The sequence below is a fragment of the Aliidongia sp. genome, assembly GCF_035943795.1.
In the GTDB taxonomy this organism is placed as follows: domain Bacteria; phylum Pseudomonadota; class Alphaproteobacteria; order ATCC43930; family CGMCC-115725; genus Aliidongia.
Map to the genome: position 1 here is coordinate 24158 of NZ_DASZBY010000141.1, position 22586 is coordinate 46743.

Here is a 22586-nt window from a genome sequence, read left to right on the forward strand (position 1 = left end):
ATCCGGCGCTATTCGAGCGCTTGTCGCAGGGCTGCCGCGGCAGCCCAGGGGCACAGCGGCAAGGCAAGCGCCAGCAGCGCGCCCAATACCATGATCTGGGTCGATCCGTCGCCCATCGTGGCTGGGTCGGCTGCGGCGACGCCGAAGATCAGCACCGGGATTTCGAGCGGCAGGACCAGCAGCGAGACCAGCACGCCGGCCCGGCGCGCGCCCAGGGTCAGGGCGGCGCCGACGGCACCCAGCAGGCTGAGGGTCGGCGTACCCAACCCCAGTGCCAGAACCAGGCGCGGCAACCCGGCCGGATCGAACTGCAGCATGGAGGCGACGAGCGGCGCCGCGACCAGCAGCGGCAACCCGCTGACCAGCCAATGGGCCAGCGCCTTGGCCAGCACCGCCAGTTCGAGCGGCAGCGGCGACAGCGCGACCAGGTCGAGCGAGCCATCCTCCCAATCGCCCTGGAACAGCCGGTCGAGCGCCAGGAGCGAGGCCAACAGCGCCATGACCCAGACGATGCCGACGGCATCGCGCGCCAGTGCCTCGGGCTCCGGCCCGAGTCCGAACGGAAACAGCAGGGCGGCCAGCACGAAGAAGATCACCGCCAGCGCGCCGTCGCCGCCCTGCCGGAATGCCAGGCGCAGGTCGCGCCACAGCAGCGCCTTGAAGCTCACCATTCCGCCAGTGCCAGGGGTCGGGCCGGCGGAAAATCCGCAAGCGACAGGGATTGCGCGCCGGCGAGCGCCAGCGGCTGGTGGGTCGACAGTACGACGATGCCTCCGCCCGCACGATGTTGTCGGATCAGGTCGGCGATCAGGCCCAGTGCCTCGTCGTCGAGCCCGACCGTGGGTTCGTCCAGCAGCCAGAGCGGTGCGTCCCAGGCGAGCAGGCGGGCGAGCGCTAGGCGCCGACGCTGGCCCGACGACAGGAACCGGCACGGCAGCTCCGCCTGGGCTCCCAGGCCCAGCGCGGCCAGCGGCCTGTTGCCATCCTGCGAGGGGCGGCCCGCCAGGTCGCCCCAGAAACGCAACGTCTCGGCCACGGACAGCGCCAGCTTCAGCGCCTCCTGATGGCCGACGAAATGCAACTCGGCGCGATAGGAGTCCAGATCGTCGCCCAGGGGCTTACCGTCCCGGCGGATCGTGCCGGCGGTCGGGCGGCCGAAGCCGGCCAGCAGCCGCAGCAGGCTCGACTTGCCGCTGCCGTTCGGCCCGGTCAGCACCAGCGCGTCGCCGGGGGCGAGCGCGAAGCCGAGCCCGCTGAACAACGGCCGCTCGCCCCGCGCCGCGCCCAGCCCCTCGGCCGTCAGCTGCATGCGCCCTGTCCGATCAGCCTGTCGATGTCCATGAGTCCGCCCGCGGGGAAAGGGGCGAAACTCATAGCATCGGCAAGGGCTTTTGTCGCCGGTCGGTGCCGGGAACCGCTCGTTATCCGCGGAACTGGAATTCCAGGGTCGCCGCCGTGGTGGCGACGAGCGCGCCCAGGGCGGCCCGCAGCTTCGTCGCGTCCTTGAAGGTGGCGGCCGTGCCCAGGACATGCGGCGAGCTCGCATAGGCGAGCAGCGCGTTGCGCGTCGTCTGGCCGGCGCCGGGCACCATCGCGCTCACCACCCGGTTGACCGCCTGGGCGGCCGTCGTCAGGTTGATCGGACCACCCGGCATGTCGCGCTGCAGCGTGTCGAAGATGCCGGCCAGGGTGCCCGGCAGGATTTCCGCACCGACGGCCATGATGGTCTCGGCGGTCCGCCACCGCTCCAGCAGCGATCCGTTGCTCATCCAGGGTCCGGCAATATCCGGCCGACCGTTCGGCGGCACCCAGGCGAAGCGTGGATCGCCCATCTGGCTCACCAGGGAATTGAGGGTGGCGTTCGGATTGATCGGCAGGTTGGCGGCGCGCAGCAGCGAGACCACGAATTCGAACGGCGTCTTGACCTTGCCGCCGGTCGACGCCGCGAATTCGGGCGACAGGATCAGGGTCTGCAGCACGAGCGCGATCTGGTTCGGCGCCTGCAAGTTGGCGAGGAAGGTCTTGGCCATGGCTGCGACCACGGCGCTGGTCGCCGGCGGCGTATCGCCGATGAAGCGCCGATAGAGCTTGGTCGCGATCGTGTTGGCCGTGCCGGGGTGGCTGGCCAGGATGTCGAGCATCGTCTCGCCCTCGGCCTGGCCGCCCGATGCGATGGTATGGCCCAGATAGCGCTTGCTGCCGGCCGCGTGCGCCGACGCCTTGAACAGGAAGGCGCCGGTGTCGTTGTCGATCGTCCAGCCCGACAGGATCAGGGCGCCCTGCACCACGTCGGCATCCGAATAGCCGGTGCCGACCGCGTTGGCCGGCGTGGTCAGGCCCAGGTAGCGCTGTACGCCCAGCGTATGCAGCTCCATGACCTCGCGGGCGTAATTCTCGTTCGGTGCCTTGCCGGTCGATTGGTCCTGGTTCAGATAGAACATCATCGCGGCCGTTTTCGCGACCGAGCCCAACAGGCTGCGGAAGTTGCCGAGTGCGTTGGCACGCAGCGCCGCGTCGAACGCCGGATAGGTCGATCCGGTCTGCTGGTGCGAATCGACCTGCACGTTGAAATGGCAATGCCAGAACTCGACCATCTGTTCGGCAAGCTGGTTGGGCGACTGCGCCGCCCGGACGTAGGACGCGGCCTGCATCTCCGCCCCCGGCCGCATGGCCTGGGCGGAATCCATGCCGGCGGTCTTGAAATTTGCCCAGAGCGCCGCTTCGCCGGCGTGCAGCCAGGTGAGCGGCAGCAGGGCCGCCGCGACGGGATCGCCGGTCGTCGGGTTCCTGCCGGTGAATTTCAGCAGGACCGCGCTGAGGGATTGCGCCACGCCGGCCGTATCGGTCGCGGCGGCCGTGAGCTGGCTGCCGAGCCAGGCATTGAGCGTGACGCCGGTGGGCGCCGCCGGGTCGTTGTACCTGGCACCGAAGGTCAGGCGATCGTACGCGAGGGTCGCCGAGGGCATGGTCATGGCGGGATCCTCTAATGGAACAGGTTCAGCGGATGCTGGGCCTGCAGCCCGGGAAACAGGTTGGCCGGGGCGTCGTGCCGGCGCGCGGCGATGGCCTCCAGGATCACCTGCCGGGCGTCGGTCGTGATAGCGAGGTCGCCCAGGTCGGTCTGGGCGGCCGCCAGGCCGGGCCAGGTGCCGTACATTCTGCCGCCGATGACGGCATTGCTCAGCACCAGCATGACGTTGCCGTGGCCATGGTCGGTACCGCCGCTGGCGTTGGAGGCGATGCGGCGCCCGAACTCGCTCATGACGATCATGGTCACGTTGGCGCTCGTGCCGGCATTCACGTCGCCCCAGAAGGCGCCGAGCGCCTTGGACAGGGTCGCGACCGCCGGGGCGAACCGGCTGTCCTGGTTCACGTGGGTGTCCCAATTGTCATATTCGAACACGCCCAGCTGCAGGCCCGCGCCCTGCTTCATCAGTTCGGCCGCGATCGACAGGCCGGTCGAGAGCGTGTCGGTGCCATAGGCGGCGGGTTTGACGAAGCCGGCGTTGATCGCGGCGAAGCGCTGCACCGCATTGACGCCGGCCATCGCCTGGGTCGCCAGCGCGGCGGCGAGCCCGCCCCCGCCGGTCGCAGCACCATATTCCTGCTGGAGGAAGGCCAGCTTTTCGGGACTGCTGACCGAGAAGCTGCTGCTGTTGGCGATGCAGAGCGCCGAGAGGTCGTCGCTGATCGACAGCGGCAGGGTCGCCTCGCCGCACGCCATCGCCGCGAAAGTGCCCTGGACCGAGCTGGCGCCGGCATAGCGGCCGACCCAGCCGCCGAATTGGCTGGTCGCGCTGAGGTCGGTAACCCCGCATTCGGCCAATTGCTGCATCTCGAAATGCGAGCGCGAGGCCGCCGGCGTCCCGGACGCGGGAACGAGGGCCAGATGGCCGGCCTGATAGAGCGCCTGCAACTCGGGTGCGGACGGATGCAGCCGCCAGTCCTGCCGGGTCAATCCGTTCGCGAGTGAGAAGCCCGTCGCCGGGATGAGGGTCTTCGGGCGTGCCGCATTCAGGTTGGCATCGTCGACCGGCGCCACCAGATTGAGCCCGTCCATTCCACCGCGCAGGATGACGAACAGCAGGGCATCCTTGGTACCGGTCGTGGCGCCCAGCGCGATCCGGGCGCCGGACGGCAGGCCGGCCAGCAAGGTCCCCAGGGCGGCGCCCCGCAGGAAGTCGCGACGGACCAGGCCCATGGGAAGGTACTCCTGCCAACAACAAGCCAATGAAATGACCGCCACGATGTTTCTACCGGCTGTCACCGGTAGTCAATGGCAAGTATTACGGCAATATCTCAAAATTTATCACGCCTTTTAAGGAAAATTATTTACGTCTACTTAATACGGGAAGTATCGGCTCAGTCGATCGGGAGATGATTTCAGCCCGTGATGTCCAGCGCCGCCAGCATCGGGCCGGGCTGGTCGGGCTGGACGAACAGGATGGCGCCCTCGGCCTCGAGGTCGGGGATGGCATATTGGCTCGCGGTTCCCGTCCAGTCGCCGAGCCGGACCAGGGAGCGGACGACCTGGTATTCGGTCAGGGTCCGGCCCCCATTCTCGCCGCGCCCGACCGGCGTCACGCGGCTACGATCGTAGCCGGCGAGCCACACCGTACCGCGCGCGGCCGCGCCGGCGCCCAACCGGGCGATACGACCGCCCGCCTCGTCCCGGACGATCTCGATCGACGGGCCGGAGGCGGCGCGGCGGCGGGCGGCGGCGATCAGCGCGTCGACATCGTCCCGATCGGACCCGACCGCGTCGGCGGCGCCGTCGACCACGAGCTGCGGCGTATAGATCGACCGCTTGCCCAGGCGCTGGGCATAGTCGTGCTGTCGCGTCGTGGCGTCATGGCTGGAGAACGGGTCCTTCCAACCGAGGCCGTTCCAATAGTCGACGTGAAACGCCAGCGCCAGAATGCCCGGGCGGCGCGCCAGCTCGCCCAGCAGGGCGTCGGCCGGCGGGCAGGAATTGCAGCCCTGCGAGGTGAAGAGTTCGATCAGCACGGGCCGATCGGCGCCAAGGGCCTGATCGACACGGGCGGCACCGGCGAGCGCGAAGCCGGCGGCGGAGAGGGCAAGGCGGCGGAACAGGGTCATGATGGCCGGATTAGGCGCCCGAACCGGCATCCCGGCCAGTCAACTCGCCTCACGTTCCGGTGAGCGTCAGTGCGACATCAGCACCGGCAAGGTCATGTGATCCAGGATCGCCTTGGTGACGCCGCCCATGATCAATTCGCGCAGCCGGCTGTGGCCATAGGCGCCCATGACCAGCAGGTCGGACGAGAGGTCGGCCGCGAGCGACAGCAGCAGGTCGGGCACCGTAATGGTGCCGCCGCCGTCGTTACGCGCCTCGGCGACGATGCCGTGGCGGGTCAGGTGGGCGGCGAGAGCGTTCGCGCCTTGCGCCGCGGAGCCGCCGCCTTGCAGCCGGTCGCCGATGGTCACGATCGTGACCCGCTCCGCCCGCCTCAGCAGCGGCATCGCGTCATTGACCGCGCGCGCCGCCTCCCGGCCGCCGTCCCAGGCGACGAGCACGCGCCGGCCCAGGGTCGGGAACCGGCCGGCATAGGGCACGATCAGGCAGGGACGCCCGGACGACAGCGGCACGTGCTCGGCCAAGCCCGGCGCGGCGCCGAACGGGGCTGCGTCCGGTTCGGTCTGCCCCAGCACGATCAGGTCGGCATAGCGGCCATGGAGCGCCACGGTGCGGTCGGCGAGGCCGCTCGCCTCGCGCCATTCGCTGGTGATCGCCCGGCCGGCGACCTGCCGCTCGAAGAGGTCGCGGGCCTTGGCCCGATCGGTCTCCGCACGCTCGGTCGCGTAGCGGATCACCATTTCCGTGGCATAGCCCTCGATCCAGGGCATTTCCTCGGCCGCGGACGCGACATGCAGGCCGACCAGATGGGCCTCGTTCACCTCGGCCAGCACGGCCGCCGCTTCGATGCGCCGCTCAGCCGCCTTGCCGCCGTCGACGATGACCAGGATGTCCTTGAGCATGGTTCGGTCCTCCAGGGGAGACGTCACGATACCAACGCTTCGTATATGGGAACGGTACGCCACAAGGGCAGGGCGGCCAAAAGAAAACGGCCGGGGCGTCGCCACCCCGGCCGATCTCATCACTTCATGAAGACTGCCGCCCGGGTCAGGCAGCGTCCTTCATCATGTTGCGCAGCACGTAATGCAGGATGCCGCCGTGGCGGTAATACTCGACCTCGTCCAGCGTATCGATCCGGCACTTCAGCGTCACTGCGGTCTGGGTGCCGTCGAGCCGGGTGATCGTGCAGGCGACGTCCATGCCCGGCTTGATGCCATGCTCGACGCCGGTGATGTCGACCGTCTCGGTGCCTTCCAGCTTCAGGGTCTGGCGGGTCATGCCATCCTTGAAGACCAGCGGCAGGATGCCCATGCCGACCAGGTTCGAGCGGTGGATGCGCTCGAAGCTCTCGGCGATGACCGCCTTGACGCCCAGCAGGCGCGTGCCCTTGGCCGCCCAGTCGCGCGACGAGCCGGTGCCGTATTCCTTGCCGGCGAATATCACGAGCGGCGTGCCCGCCTTCTGGTATTCCATCGCGGCGTCGTAGATCGCCTCGACCTTGCCATTGCGCTTGGTGACGCCGCCCTCGACACCAGGCACCATCTCGTTCTTGATGCGGGTGTTGGCGAAGGTGCCGCGCATCATGACTTCATGATTGCCGCGGCGCGAGCCGTAGCTGTTGAAGTCGGCCGGACGCACCTGGTAGCTCAGCAGGTACTGGCCCGCCGGGCCGTCCTTCTTGATCGAACCGGCCGGCGAGATATGGTCGGTCGTGATCGAGTCGCCGAGCAGCGCCAGCAGCTTGGCGCCCCGGATGTCAGAGACCGGACCCGGCTCCTTCGGCATGTTCTCGAAGAACGGCGGATGGGCGATGTAGGTCGAGCCCTCGACCCATTTGTAGGTCTTTCCCTCGGTCGTCTGGATCTTCTGCCAGGCTTCCGGACCCTTGAACACGTCGGCATAACGGCTCTTGAACATCGCGGCCGTCAGGTTCTGGTGAACCGTGTCCGAGATCTCCTCGTTCGACGGCCAGATGTCCTTGAGATAGACCGGCTGGCCGTCCGACCCGTTGCCGAGCGGCTGGGTCGTGAGGTCGATGTTCATCGAGCCGGCCAGCGCATAGGCCACGACCAAGGGCGGCGAGGCCAGGTAGTTGGCGCGGATATGCGGGCTGATGCGGCCCTCGAAATTGCGGTTGCCCGACAGCACGGCCGCCACGGTCAGGTCGCCGTCCTCGATCGCCTTGGTGATCGGGTCGCTGAGCGGGCCCGAATTGCCGATGCAGGTCGTGCAGCCGTAGCCCACCAGGTTGAAGCCCAGCGTATCCAGGTCCTTGTCCAGGCCCGACTGGGACAGGTACTCGGTCACGACCTGGCTGCCCGGGGCGAGCGAGGTCTTGACCCAGGGCTTGACGGTCAGGCCCTTGCGGACCGCGTTGCGCGCGACCAGGCCTGCCGCCAGCATGACCGACGGGTTCGACGTGTTGGTGCAGCTGGTGATCGCCGCCAGCACGACATTGCCATGGGCCAGTTCATAGTTGGTGCCGTCGACCTTGATCGACCGCGCGAGCACGCCCGGGTCCTCGGAATTGGCCAGCTTCGGCAATTCGGTCTTGAACGAACCGGCCGCGGCCGACAGCAGCACCTTGTCCTGCGGGCGGCGCGGGCCGGCCAGCGACGGCTCCACCGTCGAGAGGTCGAGTTCCAGCGTGTCGGTGAATACCGGATCCGGGGTGTTCTCGTCGCGCCAGAAGCCCTGGGCTTTGGCATAGGCCTCGACCAGGGCGACCCGGTCCGGCTCGCGGCCGGAGAAGCCCAGGTAGCGCAGCGTCTCGCGATCGATCGGGAAGAAGCCGCAGGTGGCGCCATATTCCGGCGCCATGTTGCCGATGGTGGCGCGATCGGCGATCGACAGCGCGGCCAGACCCGGCCCGAAGAATTCGACGAACCGGCCGACCACGCCCTTCTTGCGCAGCATCTGGGTGACGGTCAGCACGAGGTCGGTCGCGGTGGCGCCTTCCTTCAGCGCACCGATCAGCTTGAAGCCCACGACCTCGGGCAGCACCATCGAGATCGGCTGGCCCAGCATGGCGGCCTCGGCCTCGATGCCGCCGACGCCCCAGCCCAGCACCGCCATGCCGTTCACCATGGTGGTGTGGCTGTCGGTGCCGACCAGCGTGTCGGGGTAGGCCACCAGCGTGCCGTCGTCTTCCTGGCCGACCCACACGGTCTGCGCCAGGTATTCCAGGTTCACCTGGTGGCAGATGCCGGTGCCGGGCGGCACGACGCGGAAATTATCGAACGCGTCCTGGCCCCAGCGCAGGAAGGAATAGCGCTCGCCGTTGCGCTCGAACTCCATGTCGACGTTCTCGCCGAACGCCTGCGCCGTGCCGAAATGATCGACCATGACCGAATGGTCGATGACCAGGTCGACCGGCGACAGCGGATTGATCCGCTCCGGGTCGCCGCCCAGCTCGACCATGGCCGCGCGCATCGCGGCCAGATCGCAGACCGCGGGCACGCCGGTGAAGTCCTGCATCAGCACGCGGGCCGGGCGGAACGCGATCTCGCGCATCGAGGTCCGCTCGTTCAGCCAGGCGCCGACTGCCTTGATGTCGTCGACGGTCACGGTGCGGCCGTTTTCCAGCCGGACGAGATTCTCGAGCAGCACGCGCAGCGAGAAGGGCAGGCGGGAGATATCGCCCAGGCCGGCAGCCTCGGCCGCGGCCGGCAGGCTGTAATAATCATAGGTCTTGCCGCCGGCTGTAAGCTGGCGACGGGTCTTCAGCGTATCATGGCCGGAATATTTCACGGCGAACTCCTCTGGCTCGGCAAAGACATGGGGGTTGGCTGACGGCGCGGGCCGGAAGACGGCCGAAGGCGCCCGCATCCCTCACGGGTTCGGAAGCTGGCGTGCTGTTCCGTTGATATCGCAGAAGCGAGCGGAACAACAGTGCTTTGGCGGTGACGGATCCCGGAACGCAAAACCTTCTCGTTTCGGCAGGGCCTGCGTCATCCGATCCCGGTTATGCTATCGCTCGCCCCAGTCCAATGCCCGCCCGACGGAGACGCCATGCTCGCACTTCAGACCCGCGACCTCGCCCTGCACGAAACGGTCGACGATCTTGTGGCGGCGACCCTGCCACCCGACGTCATCTGGATCGACATGTGCTCGCCCACGCCCGACGAGATCGCCTTCGTCGAGCGGGTGACCAAGCTCACGGTGCCGAGCCGGGCCGACGTCAGCGAGATCGAGACCTCGAGCCGGCTCAACATCGAGAATGGCGTGCTCTATCTCAGCACGCCGATCTCGTTCCGTGCCGACGGCAGCCGGCCATCCGCGACGCCGGTCGGCTTCGTGCTCGCCCCGCACCTGCTGATCACCGTCCGGTTCGAAGACCTGCCCGCCTTCTCGACCTTCAAGCAGCGCTGCTTTGCCGGCCATGACGTGCACCCGAGCAGCGGCGGCCTGTTCATCGGCCTGCTGGAGACGGTGGTCGACCGGATGGCCGACGTGCTGGAGCATGTCGGTGCCGAGCTGGACGCGGTGTCGCACCGGGTGTTCCGGCCGGCGAAGGGTGAAACTGAGGGCGATGCCGACCTGCGCGCGACGCTGCAGTCGCTGGGCCAGGGTGGCGAGCTCCTGTCCAAGATCCGCGACAGCCTGTTGGGCATCGGCCGGATCGTGCCGTTCGTCACCGGCCTCTCCACCGACTGGATGCCGGCCGACGTCGGCACGCACCTGAAGACGCTGCGCGACGACGTCGCGTCGCTCAGCGACTATGATTCCTACCTGAACACCAAGGTGCAGTTCCTGCTCGACGCCACGCTCGGCCTCATCAACATCGAGCAGAACAACATCATGAAGGTGCTGACGGTCGTCTCCGTCGTCGGCATGCCGCCGGTGCTGATCGCCGGCATCTACGGCATGAACTTCAAGGTGATCCCGGAACTGGACTGGGCGTTCGGCTATCCCTATGCGATCGGGCTGATGGTGGTGAGCGCCATCATCCCGCTGATCTGGCTGAAGCGCCGCCGTTGGTTCTGATGGCGCTCGCATAATTCCCGCACAATTCCCTGCCATGCTCGCTTCCGAGAGTCCGCCCAGCCGATCCGATCGGTTCGAGAGCGGGTCCATGAGGGGAGTGCGGCATGTCTTCGAGCGTAGATTACCGGAGTGCGCGTCGCCTTGACCGGGTGATGGGCATCACGCATGCTTCCTCCCAATAAAATCCAGGGCCAGAGCCAGAGCGATCTTCGCGACATGGGGGGAGGCGGCACTCCGGTGACACCAGATCCGGTTCTGGTCGCGCGCGACGTCTCGATCCGCTTCGGCGGGGTCAAGGCCTTGACCGACGTCAGCTTCGACGTGCGCCCGGGCGAGCTGTTCTCGATCATCGGTCCCAACGGCGCCGGCAAGACCTCGCTGCTGAACTGCATCTCCGGCCGCTATCTGCCGACCTCGGGCTCGATCCATCTGGACGGCCGCGACATCACCCGCCTGAAGCCGAACAAGCGGGCGGCGATCGGCATCGGGCGAACGTTCCAGAACTTGGCGCTGTTCGGCCATATGTCGGTGCTCGACAACATCATGGTCGGCCGCCACCACCTGCTGAAGAACAACTTCCTGAACGGTGCCTTCTACTGGTTCGGCGGCGCCCAGAAGGAAGAACTCGCCCATCGGCGCGAGGTCGAAGAGATCATCGACTTCCTGGAGATCGAGGCGGTGCGGCACGCGACCGCCGGCACCCTGTCCTATGGCTTGCGCAAACGGGTCGAGCTCGCCCGCGCGGTGGCGTTGAAGCCCAAGCTGCTGCTGCTCGACGAGCCGATGGCCGGCATGAACCTTGAGGAAAAAGAGGACATGGCCCGCTATATCCTCGACCTCAACGAGGAATGGGGCATGACCATCGTCATGATCGAACATGACATGGGCGTGGTCATGGACATCTCGCACCGGGTCATGGTGCTGGATTTCGGCCGCAAGATCGCCGACGGCCTGCCGGCCGAGATCATGGAGAATGCCTACGTCAAGAAGGCCTACCTGGGCGAAGAGCTGCCGGGCCTCGAAGAGGAGGAGGCCGCGGCATGAAGCCATCGGTCCTGCCGCCGCTGCCCGATCTCGACCGCTGCGATACCTTGCCCAAGTTGCTGGCGCACAATGCCGAACGGTTCGGCCGCACTGTGGCGCTGCGTGAAAAGCGGCTGGGCCTCTGGACCGAATTCACCTGGGAACAGTACCAGGACGGCGTCGTAAAGCGCGCTTACGGTCTGTCAATTCTGGGCGTCGTCCGCGGCGACGTGGTCGGCCTGATCGGCGACAACCGGCCGGGCTGGCTGATGGGCGAGATCGCGGCGCATGCGCTGGGCGCCATGAGCCTCGGCATCTATCGCGACGCGCTCGACGAGGAAGTGGCCTATCTGGTCAACCATGCCGGCGTCCAGGTGATCCTGGTCGAGGACGAGGAACAGGTCGACAAGCTGCTGGCGCTGGGCGACCGCATCCCGTCGGTCCGCCACATCGTCTATGCCGACCCGCGCGGCATGCGCAAATACGACGACGACCGGCTGCTGGACGAGGCCGTGCTGCTCGAGCGCGCGGCGGCGGCCCGGGCGGGCGATCCGGAATTCTATGCCCGCTCGGTCGCTGCCGGGTCGGCGGACGACGTGGCGATCCTGTGCACGACCTCGGGCACGACCTCGCACCCGAAGCTGTCGATGATGCGCGGCGGCGGGCTGATCCGCCATTGCGCCGCCTATCTGCGGGTCGATCCCAAGGGGCCGGACGACGAATATGTCTCGGTCCTGCCGTTCCCCTGGATCATGGAGCAGATCTACGCGGTGGTGAAACCGCTCTTGTGCCGCATGCGCGTCAACTTCGTCGAAGAGCCCGAGACGATGATGCAGGACATGCGCGAGATCGGGCCGACCTTCATCCTGCTGGCGCCGCGCGTCTGGGAACAGATCGCCGCCGATGTGCGCGCCCGCATGATGGATGCCTCGCCGTTGAAGCGCTTCCTGTTCGAGCGCGGGCTGAAGCTGGGCATGGCGGCGCTCGGCCGCGGCGCACGCTCGTCGGCCGCCGAGGCGCTGCTGTTCGGCGCGCTTCGGGATCGCCTGGGATTCTCGCGCCTGCGCTCGGCCGCGACCGGCGGAGCGGCGCTGGGCCCGGACACGTTCCGCTTCTTCCTGGCCCTGGGCGTGCCCCTGCGCCAGCTCTACGGCCAGACCGAGCTGGCCGGTGCCTACACGATCCATCGCGCCGGTGCCGTCGATTTCGACAGCGTCGGCGTCGCGTTCGACGACACGATCGAGATCGAGATCCGCGAGCCGGACCAGAACGGCGTCGGCGAGATCGTGACGCGCCACCCGAACATGTTCACCGGCTATTGGAACCAGCCCGCGGAGAGTGCGGCCGCGCTGCCGGCGGGCTGGATGCCGACCGGCGACGCCGGCTATTGGAACAAATCCCACCAGCTCGTCGTGATCGACCGGATCCGCGACATCGCCACGACCGAGGGCGGCGACCGGTTCTCGCCGCAATATATCGAGAACAAGCTCAAATTCTCGGCCTTCATCGCCGAGGCGGTCGTGCTGGGCCATGGCCGGCCGTTCCTGGCCGCTATGGTCTGCATCCGCTTCGACATCCTGTCGAAATGGGCGGAGAAGCACCGCATCGGTTTCACGACCTACACCGACCTCGCGGGCAAGCCCGAGATCCGCGCCATGATCCGGCGCGAGATCGAGGCGATCAACCGCACCCTGCCCGAAGCCCAGCAGATCCGGCGGTTCCTGCTGCTCTACAAGGAACTCGATGCCGACGATGGCGAATTGACCCGCACCCGCAAGGTCCGGCGCGGGGTCATCGCCGAGAAATACGGCGATATCATCCAGGCGATCTATCGCGGCGACCATGCCATCGCGATCGACACGACGATCGCGTTCCAGGACGGCACCCGGCAGCGCATCCGCACCAGCTTGACGGTCGAGGACCTGACCGCGGCGCCGGTCGCGGCCCTGGCAGCGGAATAGGAGCGGCCCATGGATCTCCACCTGCTGTTCCAGCTCTCCATGAACGGCCTGATCGTCGGCACGCTCTACGGCGTGGTCGGCATGTGCTTCGTGCTGATCTACAAGGCCTCGCAGATCGTCAATTTCGCCCAGGGCGAATTCCTGCTGATCGGCGCCTGGGTGTGCTGGTGGCTGCTGACCAAGTATCAGCTGCCGTTCGTCTGGGGCTTCCTCGCCACGCTCGTGTTCATGATGGTGTTCGGCTTCCTCTTACAGGTCATCGTGCTCCGGCCGATGATCGGCGAGCCGGTCATCTCGGTCATCATGATGACGATCGGCCTGTCGATCTTCTTCCAGGCGCTGATGAAATGGATCTTCGGCGTGCTGCCGCAGCCCTATCCGCCGGTGTTCACCGTGAAGTCGGTCGATATCCTGGGACTGCAGGTCCAGACGGTCTACCTGATGGCCATGGCGGTCAGCCTGGTCATCATGGTGGGCTTCGCCTGGTTCTTCAAAATGTCGCGCATGGGGCTGGCGATGCGCGCGACCTCGTACGACCAGCAGGTCGCCCAGTCGCTCGGCATCTCGGTGCGCCAGGTCTTCGCCTTGAGCTGGGCGATCTCGGCCATGGTCTCGGCCGTCGCCGGCGTCGTGGTCGGCGTGGTCAACGGCGTCTCCAGCGCGCTGTCGTTCTTCGGCATCAAGGTGTTCCCGGCCGTGATCCTGGGCGGGCTCGATTCGATCGTCGGTTCCGTGCTGGGCGGGCTCATCATCGGCGTCTTGGAGAATTGGGCGCAGTTCGCCGACAGCCAGTTCCTGAAGTGGGGCAATCTCTACGAGGTGGCGCCCTTCTACGTCCTGATCGTCATCCTGATGATCAAGCCCTACGGGCTGTTCGGCAAACGCGACATCGAGCGGGTCTGACGCCATGGCAACCCAAGCGCTCCGGCCGTGCGGCGACTTCAAGTCGAGCTATGCGACCGACCAGACGATCTTTCCCACGGTATGGTCGCGCAATTTCTGCATTCTGGGCGTCCTGCTGGTCGCGGCGGCACCGTTCCTGGTCGACCGCTATGTGCTGACCCTGCTGATCCAGATCGGCTACCTGGGCATCGCGGCGCTCGGCCTCAACATCCTGGTGGGGTTCACCGGCCAGATCTCGATCGGCCATGCCGTGTTCTTCGGCTTCGGCGGCTTTGCCTCCTGCTTCCTCAACAACAAGGCGGGCATCCCGCCGATCCTGTCGATCCCGCTCGCCGGCCTCATGACCACGGCGGTGGGATTGGTGTTCGGCATTCCGGCGGCGCGGCTCAAAGGGCTGTACCTGGCGATCGCGACCCTGGCCGCGCAGTTCATCCTGCTCGATTTCTTCGGTCGGGCCGAATGGTTCACCGGCGGCTCGAACGGCACGGTCGCCGACCCGGTCAGCCTGTTCGGGTTCAAGTTCGATCACGACGAAAGCTTCCTCTACGTCGTGCTGTTCTACGTCGTCGTGCTCTATGTCGGCGCGGCGAACCTGATGCGGACGCGCGACGGCCGGGCGCTGGTGGCCGTGCGCGACTATTACCTGGCCGCGGAAATGATGGGTGTGAACCTGACGAAATACCGCACGCTCTCGTTCGGCATCTCGTCGTTCTATGCCGGCATCGGCGGCGCGCTCTATGCTCACTACCTGGGTTTCATGTCGATCGAGGGGCTCGACATCAGCTTCTCGATCCAGTTCCTGGCGATGGTCATCATCGGCGGGCTGGGTTCGATCATGGGCACCCTGATGGGCACCGCCTTCATGGTACTGCTGCCCCAGGCGGTGAATTTCTGCGCCCGTGCGCTCGACGGCAGCGCCATCGACCATGCGCTGGGCCTGCACGAAGGACTGCCGTTCCTGCGCGAAATGACGATCGGCGCCGCGATCATCCTGTTCCTGATCTTCGAACCCGACGGGCTCGCCCATCGGTGGAAGCAGATCAAGGCCTACTGGAAGCTCTACCCGTTCAGCTACTGACAAGAATAACGAAGCACCTCTAGGGAGGACTGGGACATGAACACGCTCAAACTGACGCTGTTGCTGACGAGCGCCTTGGCGCTCGCCCCCTCGCTGGCCCGCGCCGATTATCCGATCGGCCATCTGAACGATTTCTCCGGGGGCACCGCCGACGTCGGCAAGCCCTATGGCCAGGGCGTCGACGATGCGCTCGCCTATATCAACGCCCATGGCGGCATCGCCGGCACCAAGCTGGCGGTCGATGCGACCGACTATGGCTACCAGGTGCCGCGCGCGCTCTCGACCTACAAGAACTGGACCGGCGCCAACAAGGTCGTCGCCATCATGGGCTGGGGCACGGCCGATACCGAGGCGCTGGTCAAGAACGTGACCGACGACCAGATCCCCTACATTTCCGGCTCCTATGCCGGCACCTTGACCGATCCGACCGGAAAGGGCGGTCCGTCGAGCGAGCGTGCCGCCCCCTATAATTTCTTCTACGGCCCGTCCTACTCGGACGCGGCGCGGGCGCTGGTGCAATGGGCGGCCGACGATTGGAAGAAGAAGGGCGGCCAGGGCAAGCCCAAATGGGTCCATATGGGCGCCAACCATCCCTATCCGAACGCGCCGCGCAAGGCCGAGGAAGAATACGCCAAGCAGCTGGGCTTCGAGGTGCTGGATCCGGTCGTCTTCGCGCTGACGCCAGGCGACTATACCGCGCAATGCCTGACCCTGAAGCAGTCCGGCGCCAACTATGCCTATCTGGGCAATACCGGCGCCTCCAACATCGCCGTGCTGAAGTCGTGCGAGACGGCCGGGGTCAAGGTGCAGTTCGTCGGCAATGTCTGGGGCATCGACGAGAATTCGCTGAAGGCCGCGGGCTCGGCCGGCAACGGCGTGGTCTTTCCGGTCCGCACCGCGGCGCTCTGGACCGACAAGGTGCCGGCCCTGGCGCTGTTCAAGGATATCGCCAAGAACTCCGACCCGTCGGGCACGGAATATAAGCCGGTGCATTACCTCAGCGGCGTGTGCGCGGCCTTCTACCTCAAGGAAGCGATGGAATGGGCTGCCGCCAACGGCGGCGTGACCGGCCCGAACATCGCCAAGGGCTTCCAGGCCAAGGCCAATTGGGTGCCGAAGGGCACGGAAGGCGTGTGCAAGCCATCGACCTGGACCGCCGAGGATCATCGCCCGACCCTGTCGGTCGACCTCTACCAGACCCAGGTCACCGGCCCGACCGACAATGGCACGATCAGCGAGCTGATCGCCAAGGGCACCATGAAGCTCAACAAGGTCGCGACCATCGACCTGCCGCGCAAGAAGGAGTGGATCGGCTACTAGCCGGTCCATCGCCTGGAAGCCCCGATGAGTTTCGAACCCGCGCAGATGCCGACGATCGCGGCCCCGGTCGAACCGGCGCCGCTGCTCGCCGTCAACAATCTCGAGGTGGTCTATAGCGACGTCATCCTCGTGCTGCGCGGGCTCAATCTCAAGGTGCCCGAAGGCGAGATCGTGGCCCTGCTCGGCGCCAATGGTGCGGGCAAGTCCACGACCCTCAAGGCCATCTCGGGGCTGCTGAAGGCCGAGGACGGCCAGATCACCCGGGGCGACGTGCTGTTCCGGGGCGAGCGCCTGAATGGCCTCGAACCGGATCAGATCGTCCGGCGCGGCATCTTCCAGGTCATGGAGGGGCGCCGCATCGTGGCCGACATGACGGTGCACGAAAACTTGCGGCTGGGCGCCCATACCAGGCGCGACAAGGGGGCCAAGGACGACCTCGACATGGTCTACGGCTATTTCCCACGCCTCAAGGAGCGCACGGGCCTCGCCGGATATCTGTCGGGTGGCGAGCAGCAGATGCTGGCGATCGGCCGGGCGATCATGGCGCGGCCGAAACTGGTGCTGATGGACGAGCCCTCGATGGGCCTGTCGCCGCTGCTGGTCAAGGAAGTCTTCCAGATCATCCGCCGGCTGGCCAAGGAGCTTGGCCTGACCATCCTGCTGGTCGAGCAGAACGCGCGGCTGGCGCTCGAAGCGGCCAGCTACGGCTACATCATGGAGCAGGGCAAGATCGTGCTCGACGGCACGGCGGACGCTCTCAAATCCAACGAGGACGTGAAGGAATTCTACCTGGGCCAGGGCGACGCCCGGAAATCCTTCAAGGGCCTCAAATCCTTCAAGCGCCGCAAGCGCTGGCTCTAGCCGTCTGACGGCTGGCTGAAGCTTGCCTTTCCTAAGGGTCTCGACATGACCGACTATTACGACGCGCTGGAAACGCGGCCGCCGGAGGTGCGCGAGGCCGCCCTGCTCGCGGCCTTGCCGGGCCAGGTCGCCCATGCCCAGTCGCGGGCACCCGGTTTCGCCCGACTGCTCGACGGCATCGACCCGGCGACCATCACCAGCCGGGCGGCGCTAGCGGCCTTGCCGGTCACGCGTAAATCCGACCTGATCGAGGCGCAGAAGGCCGTGCGGCCGTTTGCCGGCCTGAATGCCACGGCCCCGGGCCGTCTCGCCCGGATCTTCCAGTCGCCCGGACCGATCTATGATCCGGAAGGGCGGGGGCCCGACTGGTGGCGTTTCGCCCGTGCGCTGCATGCCGCGGGTTTCCGGCCGGGGGAGATCATCCACAACGCGTTTTCCTATCACATGACCCCGGCCGGCTCGATGTTCGAGACCGGCGCCCAGGCGCTCGGCTGCGCGGTCTTTCCGGCCGGCGTCGGCCAGACCGAACAGCAGGTGCGCGCCATCGCCGACATCGGTCCGGCCGGCTATGTCGGCACGCCATCCTTCCTGACCCTGATCCTCGACAAGGCCGCCGAAATCGGTGTGCCCGTACCGTCGCTGACCAAGGGGCTGGTGTCGGGCGAGGCCTATCCGGAGGCGGCGCGCGCCCGCTTCGCCGAGGCGGGCATGGCAGTGCTGCAATGCTACGCCTCGGCCGATCTGGGTCTGATCGCCTATGAAACCCGGCCGCGCGGCGGGCTGATCATAGACGAGGGCGTGCTGGTCGAACTGCTGCGTCCCGGCACCGGCGATCCGGTCGGGCCGGACGAGGTCGGCGAAGTGGTGGTCACCAGCTTCAATGCCGATTATCCGCTGATCCGCTTCGCAACCGGCGATCTGTCGCAATTCCTCGATGGCGACAGCCCGTGCGGCCGGACCAACCGGCGCCTGAAGGGCTGGCTCGGCCGCGCCGACCAGACGACCAAGGTCAAGGGCATGTTCGTCCATCCGAGCCAGGTGGCGGAGATCGTCCGCCGCCATGCTGGGATCGCCCGGGCCCGCCTCGTCGTCGAGCACGACGGTCAGGGCGATCGGATGACCCTGCTGTGCGAGCCGGTCGATCGTGCCGGCGACATGGCCGCGATCCAGGAAACGATCCAGGCCGTCACGAAATTGCGCGGAACGGTCCGTTTCGTCGCCTTGGGTACCCTTGCCAACGATGGCAAAGTGATCGACGACCAGCGGTCGTGACCATTTCGCCTGCGGGCGCTCAATCACATTTTTGCCACATTTTTGCCGGTGCGGCGCCGCAATTGAATCGTGCACTGTGCGGGCTGCGACGCCGTTTCGACGGTGTCACGGCATCAGCGTAGCCTTGCGCGTGCCTTGCGGTCGGCGCTCGGGCGGCCAGGGGTCCGAACGGATCCGGCCGCCCGTTTTTCTTCAGGGACGCCGGAGCGCCGTCAGCGCCGCGCGATCGGCGCGGGCCAGAACGACCACCCGCGACAGCTCGCCATAGGGGCGCTGGATCAGGCCCTGCAGGGTACCCAGGCTGCGGCCCAGATGCTCGTCCAGCAGGGCAATCTCGGCCGGGCTCCAGCCGGCGAGCCATTCGGTCAGCGACTTGGGCGGCTGCGGCCGGCCGGCCTTGGGCAGGATCGGTGCCGTCGCCTGGCTGCGCGGCACGGTGCGAGTGATCGGGCCGTCACGTCGGGCGTTCCTGCCCTGGCGCGCGAGCCAGCCGGCGAGCCGGCCCGGCCCCTGCCAGTCGAGCTCCAAAGCCTCGTCGAGCCCGGCCAGCCCGTCGATCAGGAACGGGCTCGGTCGAACGGCTTCGAGATCGCCGTTCCGCTTGGTCCGGCTGCGCGGCCAGCTGAGATAGAGCCGCGACTCGGCCCGGGTCAGCGCCACGTAGAACAACCGGCGCTCTTCGGCCCGGGCGGAAGCGTCGGTCGCGCGGTAATGCGGCAGCACGCCCAGCAACAGGCCGGGCAGGAACACGGCGTCGAACTCCAGCCCTTTGGATTCATGGATGGTGCGGAACGCCACGCCGGGCTTGCTGCCCTCCTCGACCGGGATGCGGCGCCGGCGCAATGCCGCCTTGACTGCATCGAGCACGGTTTCGGCCGACGGGCGTGCGCGATAGAGCACGGCGATCCGTTCCGGCGGCATCGCCTCGTCATCGATCAGGGCGGCGAGGCGGGTCGCGATCCAGCTGCCTTCGGCCTCGGCATCGTCCGCCTCGTGGCATGCGACGCGGCCGGGGTTGAGATAGGCGCCGGTACCGTCGCGTCGTTCGTCGAGTTCGATCGGCCGGGCGCCGCGCTTGGGATCGCTCTCGATCACGGCGCGCGCCAGCCCGGTGATCGCCCGGCCGCAGCGCAGGTTGATACCCAGCCGGTAGGTGGCGGCGTCGGGGAAATCGCGTCCGAACCGGCGGATACGCTCGATCTCGGCATGGCGGAAGCCGAAGATCGCCTGATCCTCGTCGCCGACCGCCCAGATCCGTCCGCCGCCGGTCAGGAACAGCTTGAAGAACCCGACCTGGGCCGAGGTCACGTCCTGGTATTCGTCGACCAGCAGATCGGTGAAGCGCCCGAACAGCTTGGTGGCGAGCGCCGGGTCGGCCTGGCAGCGCTCGATGATCCGATGCTGGATCTCGGCATGGTCGTAGAGCGCCGCCTGGTCCATGGCGGCCTGGTATTTCGGATAGGCCTGGGCCGCGCGTCGCCACACCTCGCCGACATCGGCCGACGTTGCGAGCCGGCCGATCTCGGCCTTGCCCATCAGCCGGGCGCGAAACCCGTCGAAGGCGCCCAGCAGGTTGACGCCGTCTTCGTCGACATCGAGCGCGCTGCGGCCGAACAGGCGGGTCACGAAGCCTTCGCGGCTCTCGCCCGGGCGTTCCTCGTCGCCCCGCCGGCGCTCGTCGATCAGCAGGCCGAAATCCGCAACGACACCCAGCGACCCGGCGGCGGCGCGCAGGATGGCTTGCGCGAAACCGTCGATCGTCCGCACGCGCCGTTCCAGGGACCGGCGATCCTCGATGAACGTGTCCAGCCGGTCCAGCATCTCGGCGGTCGCGCGCCGGGTGAAGGTGACGAGCGCCATCCGGTCGGGCTCGGCGCCCTGCTCGCGCCGGTGCAGGTAGCGGGCGACGAGCGTGCGCGTCTTGCCGGCGCCGGCGCAGGCCTGCACCAGGGCATGGCCGTGCGGTCCGGTCGCGGCGGCGAATTGCTCGTCGGTCAGGTCGAGCGCCGGGCGTCCGGCAAAGTTCAGGAGCGGCATGGATCGGGATCTCGGCCGCCGCCCGGGGACGGCGGCCGATCGATCAGGCGGCCAGGCCGCGTTCCAGGCAGCTCGCGAGCCGCTTGGCGAACGCGACCGGGTCGGGCAGCGGCTCGCCCTCGACGATGCGGGCCTGATCCAGCAGCAGCCAGGCGGCATCCTCCAGCGCCGGGCCGGTTCCGCCCTGGCCCAGGCGCTCGGCCAGGCGCGCGATCAGCGGATGGCGCGGATTGACCTCGAGCACCCGCTTGCTCTCTTCGCCCAGCTGCTTGTGCTGCTTCAGCAGGCGCGCCAGATGCATGTCCATGTCGCCTTCGTCCGCGACCAGGCAGACGGCACTCTCGGTCAGGCGATCGGTCGAGCGCACGTCCTTGACCGCCTCGCCCAGCGTCAGCTTCAGGAGCGCGATCAGGTCGGTGGTGCCGGCCGGCGCCGGGGTCTCCGCCGGCTTGGCCGCATCCTTGTCGCCGCTTTCGATCGCGCCCAGGTCGGCACCGCCGCGCGTGACGGAGCGGAATTCGTGCTCCTTGAACTTCGCGACCATCGGCAGCCAGAACTCGTCGACCGGGTCGGTCAGCAGCAGCACCTCGACGCCCTTGGCCCGGAAGCCTTCGAGCTGCGGGCTGCGCAGTGCCGCTTCCGGCGAATCGGCCGTGATCGTGTAGATCGCGGTCTGGCCCGGCTTCATCCGGCCGACATATTCCTCGAGGCTGGTCAGCCCTTCGGCGCCGGTCGAACGGAAACGGGCAAGGCCCAGGATCGCGTCGCGCTGTTCGAAATCCTCGTACAGGCCTTCCTTCAGGACCGCGCCGAAATTCTCCCAGAATTTGGCATAGTCGGCCGGCGCATCCGCCGCCTTCTTGGCCAGCTCGCCCAGCACGCGCTTGGTGACGCCCTGGCGGATCTTGGCGATCAGCGGGCTCGCCTGCAGCGTCTCGCGGCTGATGTTGAGCGGCAGGTCCTCGCTGTCGACCACACCTTTCAGGAAGCGCAGGTAGGCTGGGATCAGCTCGGCACAATCGTCGGTCACGAACACGCGGCGGACGTAGAGCCGGACCGAATGCTTGCGCGTCGGATCGAACAGGTCGAATGGCTTCGATCCCGGCACGAACAGCATGCTGGTATATTCGATGACGCCTTCGGCCTTGTAGTGCAGCGTCAGCCAGGGCTCGTCATAGGCATGGGCGACGGAGCGGTAGAACTCGGTCGACTGCTCCGGCGTCACCTCGCTCTTGGACCGGGTCCACAGCGCCGAAGCGCTGTTCAGCGTCTCTTCCTTGCCGTCCTCGTCGAGCACGATCGGCAGCGCGATATGGTCGGCATAGGTCTTGACCACATGCTTCAGGCGGGCGGCCAGCATGTAGTCGGTCTCGTCTTCCTTCAGGTGCAGCGTGATGCGCGTGCCGACCTCGGCCGTCTCGACCGGTGTCACCGTGAACGCGCCCTTGCCGTCGGATTCCCACTGGTGTGCATGGGCCTCGCCGGCCTTGCGCGAGACGACCTCGACCCGGTCGGCGACCATGAAAGCCGAATAGAACCCCACGCCGAACTGGCCGATCTGGCTGACGTCGCGCTTGGAATCCCCTTCCAGGCCCTTCAGGAACGCGGCCGTGCCGGAGCGCGCGATCGTGCCCAGGTTCTCGATCAGCTCGGCCTCGCTCATGCCGATGCCATTGTCGAGGATGGTCAGCGTCTTCGCGGCCGCATCGGGCTTCAGCACGACGCGATACTTGCCGTCCGGCGCGCTCAGCGCGGGTTCGGTCAGCGCCAGGTAACGGCGCCGATCGCACGCGTCCGACGCGTTCGAGATCAGCTCGCGCAGGAAGACTTTCTTGTCGCTGTAGAGCGAGTGGGCGACGATGTCGAGCAGGCGGGAGACTTCAGCCTGAAAGCTATGGGTTTCTGCCATCCTTAGAACCATTGACCTGATTGCATGAAACGGGCCCCTCATATGTAGGACGGACGCCGCGACCGCAAGAGCCGGCTGGCGCAGGCCCGTCGCTCCGTCGGCGGTGCTTGCATTTGCGCATCATCGGCCCGATCTTCG

General features: G+C 67.2%; 17 protein-coding genes. 8 read left to right on the forward strand and 9 right to left on the reverse strand.

The annotated features are described in order from the left end of the window. Positions 1–8: 8 nt before the first annotated feature. The 7 genes from ccmB to acnA all read right to left on the reverse strand — a co-directional run bounded on the left by ccmB (position 9) and on the right by acnA (position 8848). On the reverse strand, positions 9–671 hold the full coding sequence (gene ccmB / locus VGV37_RS27330) for a heme exporter protein CcmB (RefSeq protein WP_326882977.1): 663 nt from the start codon (positions 669–671) through the stop codon (positions 9–11). Next, complete coding sequence (gene ccmA / locus VGV37_RS27335) at positions 665–1309, reverse strand: heme ABC exporter ATP-binding protein CcmA (RefSeq protein WP_326882978.1); 645 nt, start codon at positions 1307–1309, stop codon at positions 665–667. The genes ccmB and ccmA overlap by 7 nt, the downstream gene beginning before the upstream one ends. Positions 1310–1421: 112 nt before the next feature. Beyond that, on the reverse strand, positions 1422–2972 hold the full coding sequence (locus VGV37_RS27340; RefSeq protein ID WP_326882979.1) for a DUF1800 domain-containing protein: 1551 nt from the start codon (positions 2970–2972) through the stop codon (positions 1422–1424). 11 nt (positions 2973–2983) lie between these two features. Then, positions 2984–4201 (reverse strand): DUF1501 domain-containing protein, encoded by a 1218-nt coding sequence (locus VGV37_RS27345; RefSeq protein ID WP_326882980.1) that lies wholly within the window; start codon positions 4199–4201, stop codon positions 2984–2986. Positions 4202–4383: 182 nt separating this feature from the next. After that, a complete protein-coding gene (locus tag VGV37_RS27350) occupies positions 4384–5100 on the reverse strand; it encodes a DUF1223 domain-containing protein (RefSeq protein WP_326882981.1) in 717 nt (238 codons plus the stop codon). A 66-nt stretch (positions 5101–5166) separates the two neighbouring features. Next, positions 5167–6000 carry a universal stress protein gene (locus tag VGV37_RS27355; RefSeq protein WP_326882982.1) on the reverse strand — a complete coding sequence of 278 codons (834 nt, stop codon included), beginning with the start codon at positions 5998–6000 and terminating at the stop codon, positions 5167–5169. A gap of 145 nt (positions 6001–6145) precedes the next feature. Continuing rightward, positions 6146–8848, reverse strand: coding sequence for an aconitate hydratase AcnA (acnA, locus tag VGV37_RS27360; RefSeq protein WP_326882983.1), 2703 nt, complete (start codon positions 8846–8848; stop codon positions 6146–6148). A gap of 261 nt (positions 8849–9109) precedes the next feature. Between acnA and VGV37_RS27365 the strand changes: the two genes are divergently transcribed. The 8 genes from VGV37_RS27365 to VGV37_RS27400 all read left to right on the forward strand — a co-directional run bounded on the left by VGV37_RS27365 (position 9110) and on the right by VGV37_RS27400 (position 18502). After that, positions 9110–10084: a magnesium transporter CorA family protein gene (locus tag VGV37_RS27365; protein WP_326882984.1), complete on the forward strand. Its 975-nt coding sequence runs from the start codon at positions 9110–9112 to the stop codon at positions 10082–10084. Positions 10085–10321: 237 nt separating this feature from the next. Beyond that, a complete protein-coding gene (locus VGV37_RS27370; RefSeq protein ID WP_414638116.1) occupies positions 10322–11128 on the forward strand; it encodes an ABC transporter ATP-binding protein in 807 nt (268 codons plus the stop codon). Then, positions 11125–13068: an AMP-binding protein gene (locus tag VGV37_RS27375; RefSeq protein WP_326882985.1), complete on the forward strand. Its 1944-nt coding sequence runs from the start codon at positions 11125–11127 to the stop codon at positions 13066–13068. Before VGV37_RS27370 ends, VGV37_RS27375 begins: the two co-directional genes overlap by 4 nt. A 9-nt stretch (positions 13069–13077) precedes the next feature. Further along, complete coding sequence (locus tag VGV37_RS27380; RefSeq protein WP_326882986.1) at positions 13078–13971, forward strand: branched-chain amino acid ABC transporter permease; 894 nt, start codon at positions 13078–13080, stop codon at positions 13969–13971. Positions 13972–13975: 4 nt separating this feature from the next. Further along, complete coding sequence (locus VGV37_RS27385) at positions 13976–15049, forward strand: branched-chain amino acid ABC transporter permease (protein ID WP_326882987.1); 1074 nt, start codon at positions 13976–13978, stop codon at positions 15047–15049. Positions 15050–15085: 36 nt separating this feature from the next. Continuing rightward, the gene (locus VGV37_RS27390; protein ID WP_326882988.1) at positions 15086–16369 is read left to right on the forward strand and encodes an ABC transporter substrate-binding protein; all 1284 of its coding nucleotides are present in this window, start codon (positions 15086–15088) and stop codon (positions 16367–16369) included. 24 nt (positions 16370–16393) lie between these two features. Then, positions 16394–17230: an ABC transporter ATP-binding protein gene (locus tag VGV37_RS27395; protein WP_326882989.1), complete on the forward strand. Its 837-nt coding sequence runs from the start codon at positions 16394–16396 to the stop codon at positions 17228–17230. 45 nt (positions 17231–17275) lie between these two features. Further along, positions 17276–18502, forward strand: a complete 1227-nt coding sequence (locus tag VGV37_RS27400; protein WP_326882990.1) for a phenylacetate--CoA ligase family protein — start codon at positions 17276–17278, stop codon at positions 18500–18502. A gap of 192 nt (positions 18503–18694) precedes the next feature. Here the strand turns inward: VGV37_RS27400 and VGV37_RS27405 are convergent, their stop codons facing one another. Both VGV37_RS27405 and htpG read right to left on the reverse strand, forming a co-directional pair. After that, positions 18695–20539: a UvrD-helicase domain-containing protein gene (locus VGV37_RS27405; RefSeq protein ID WP_326882991.1), complete on the reverse strand. Its 1845-nt coding sequence runs from the start codon at positions 20537–20539 to the stop codon at positions 18695–18697. Between the two features lie 43 nt (positions 20540–20582). Next, entirely contained in the window at positions 20583–22448 is a 1866-nt protein-coding gene (gene htpG / locus VGV37_RS27410; protein ID WP_326882992.1) for a molecular chaperone HtpG, read from the reverse strand. Positions 22449–22586 lie beyond the last annotated feature (138 nt).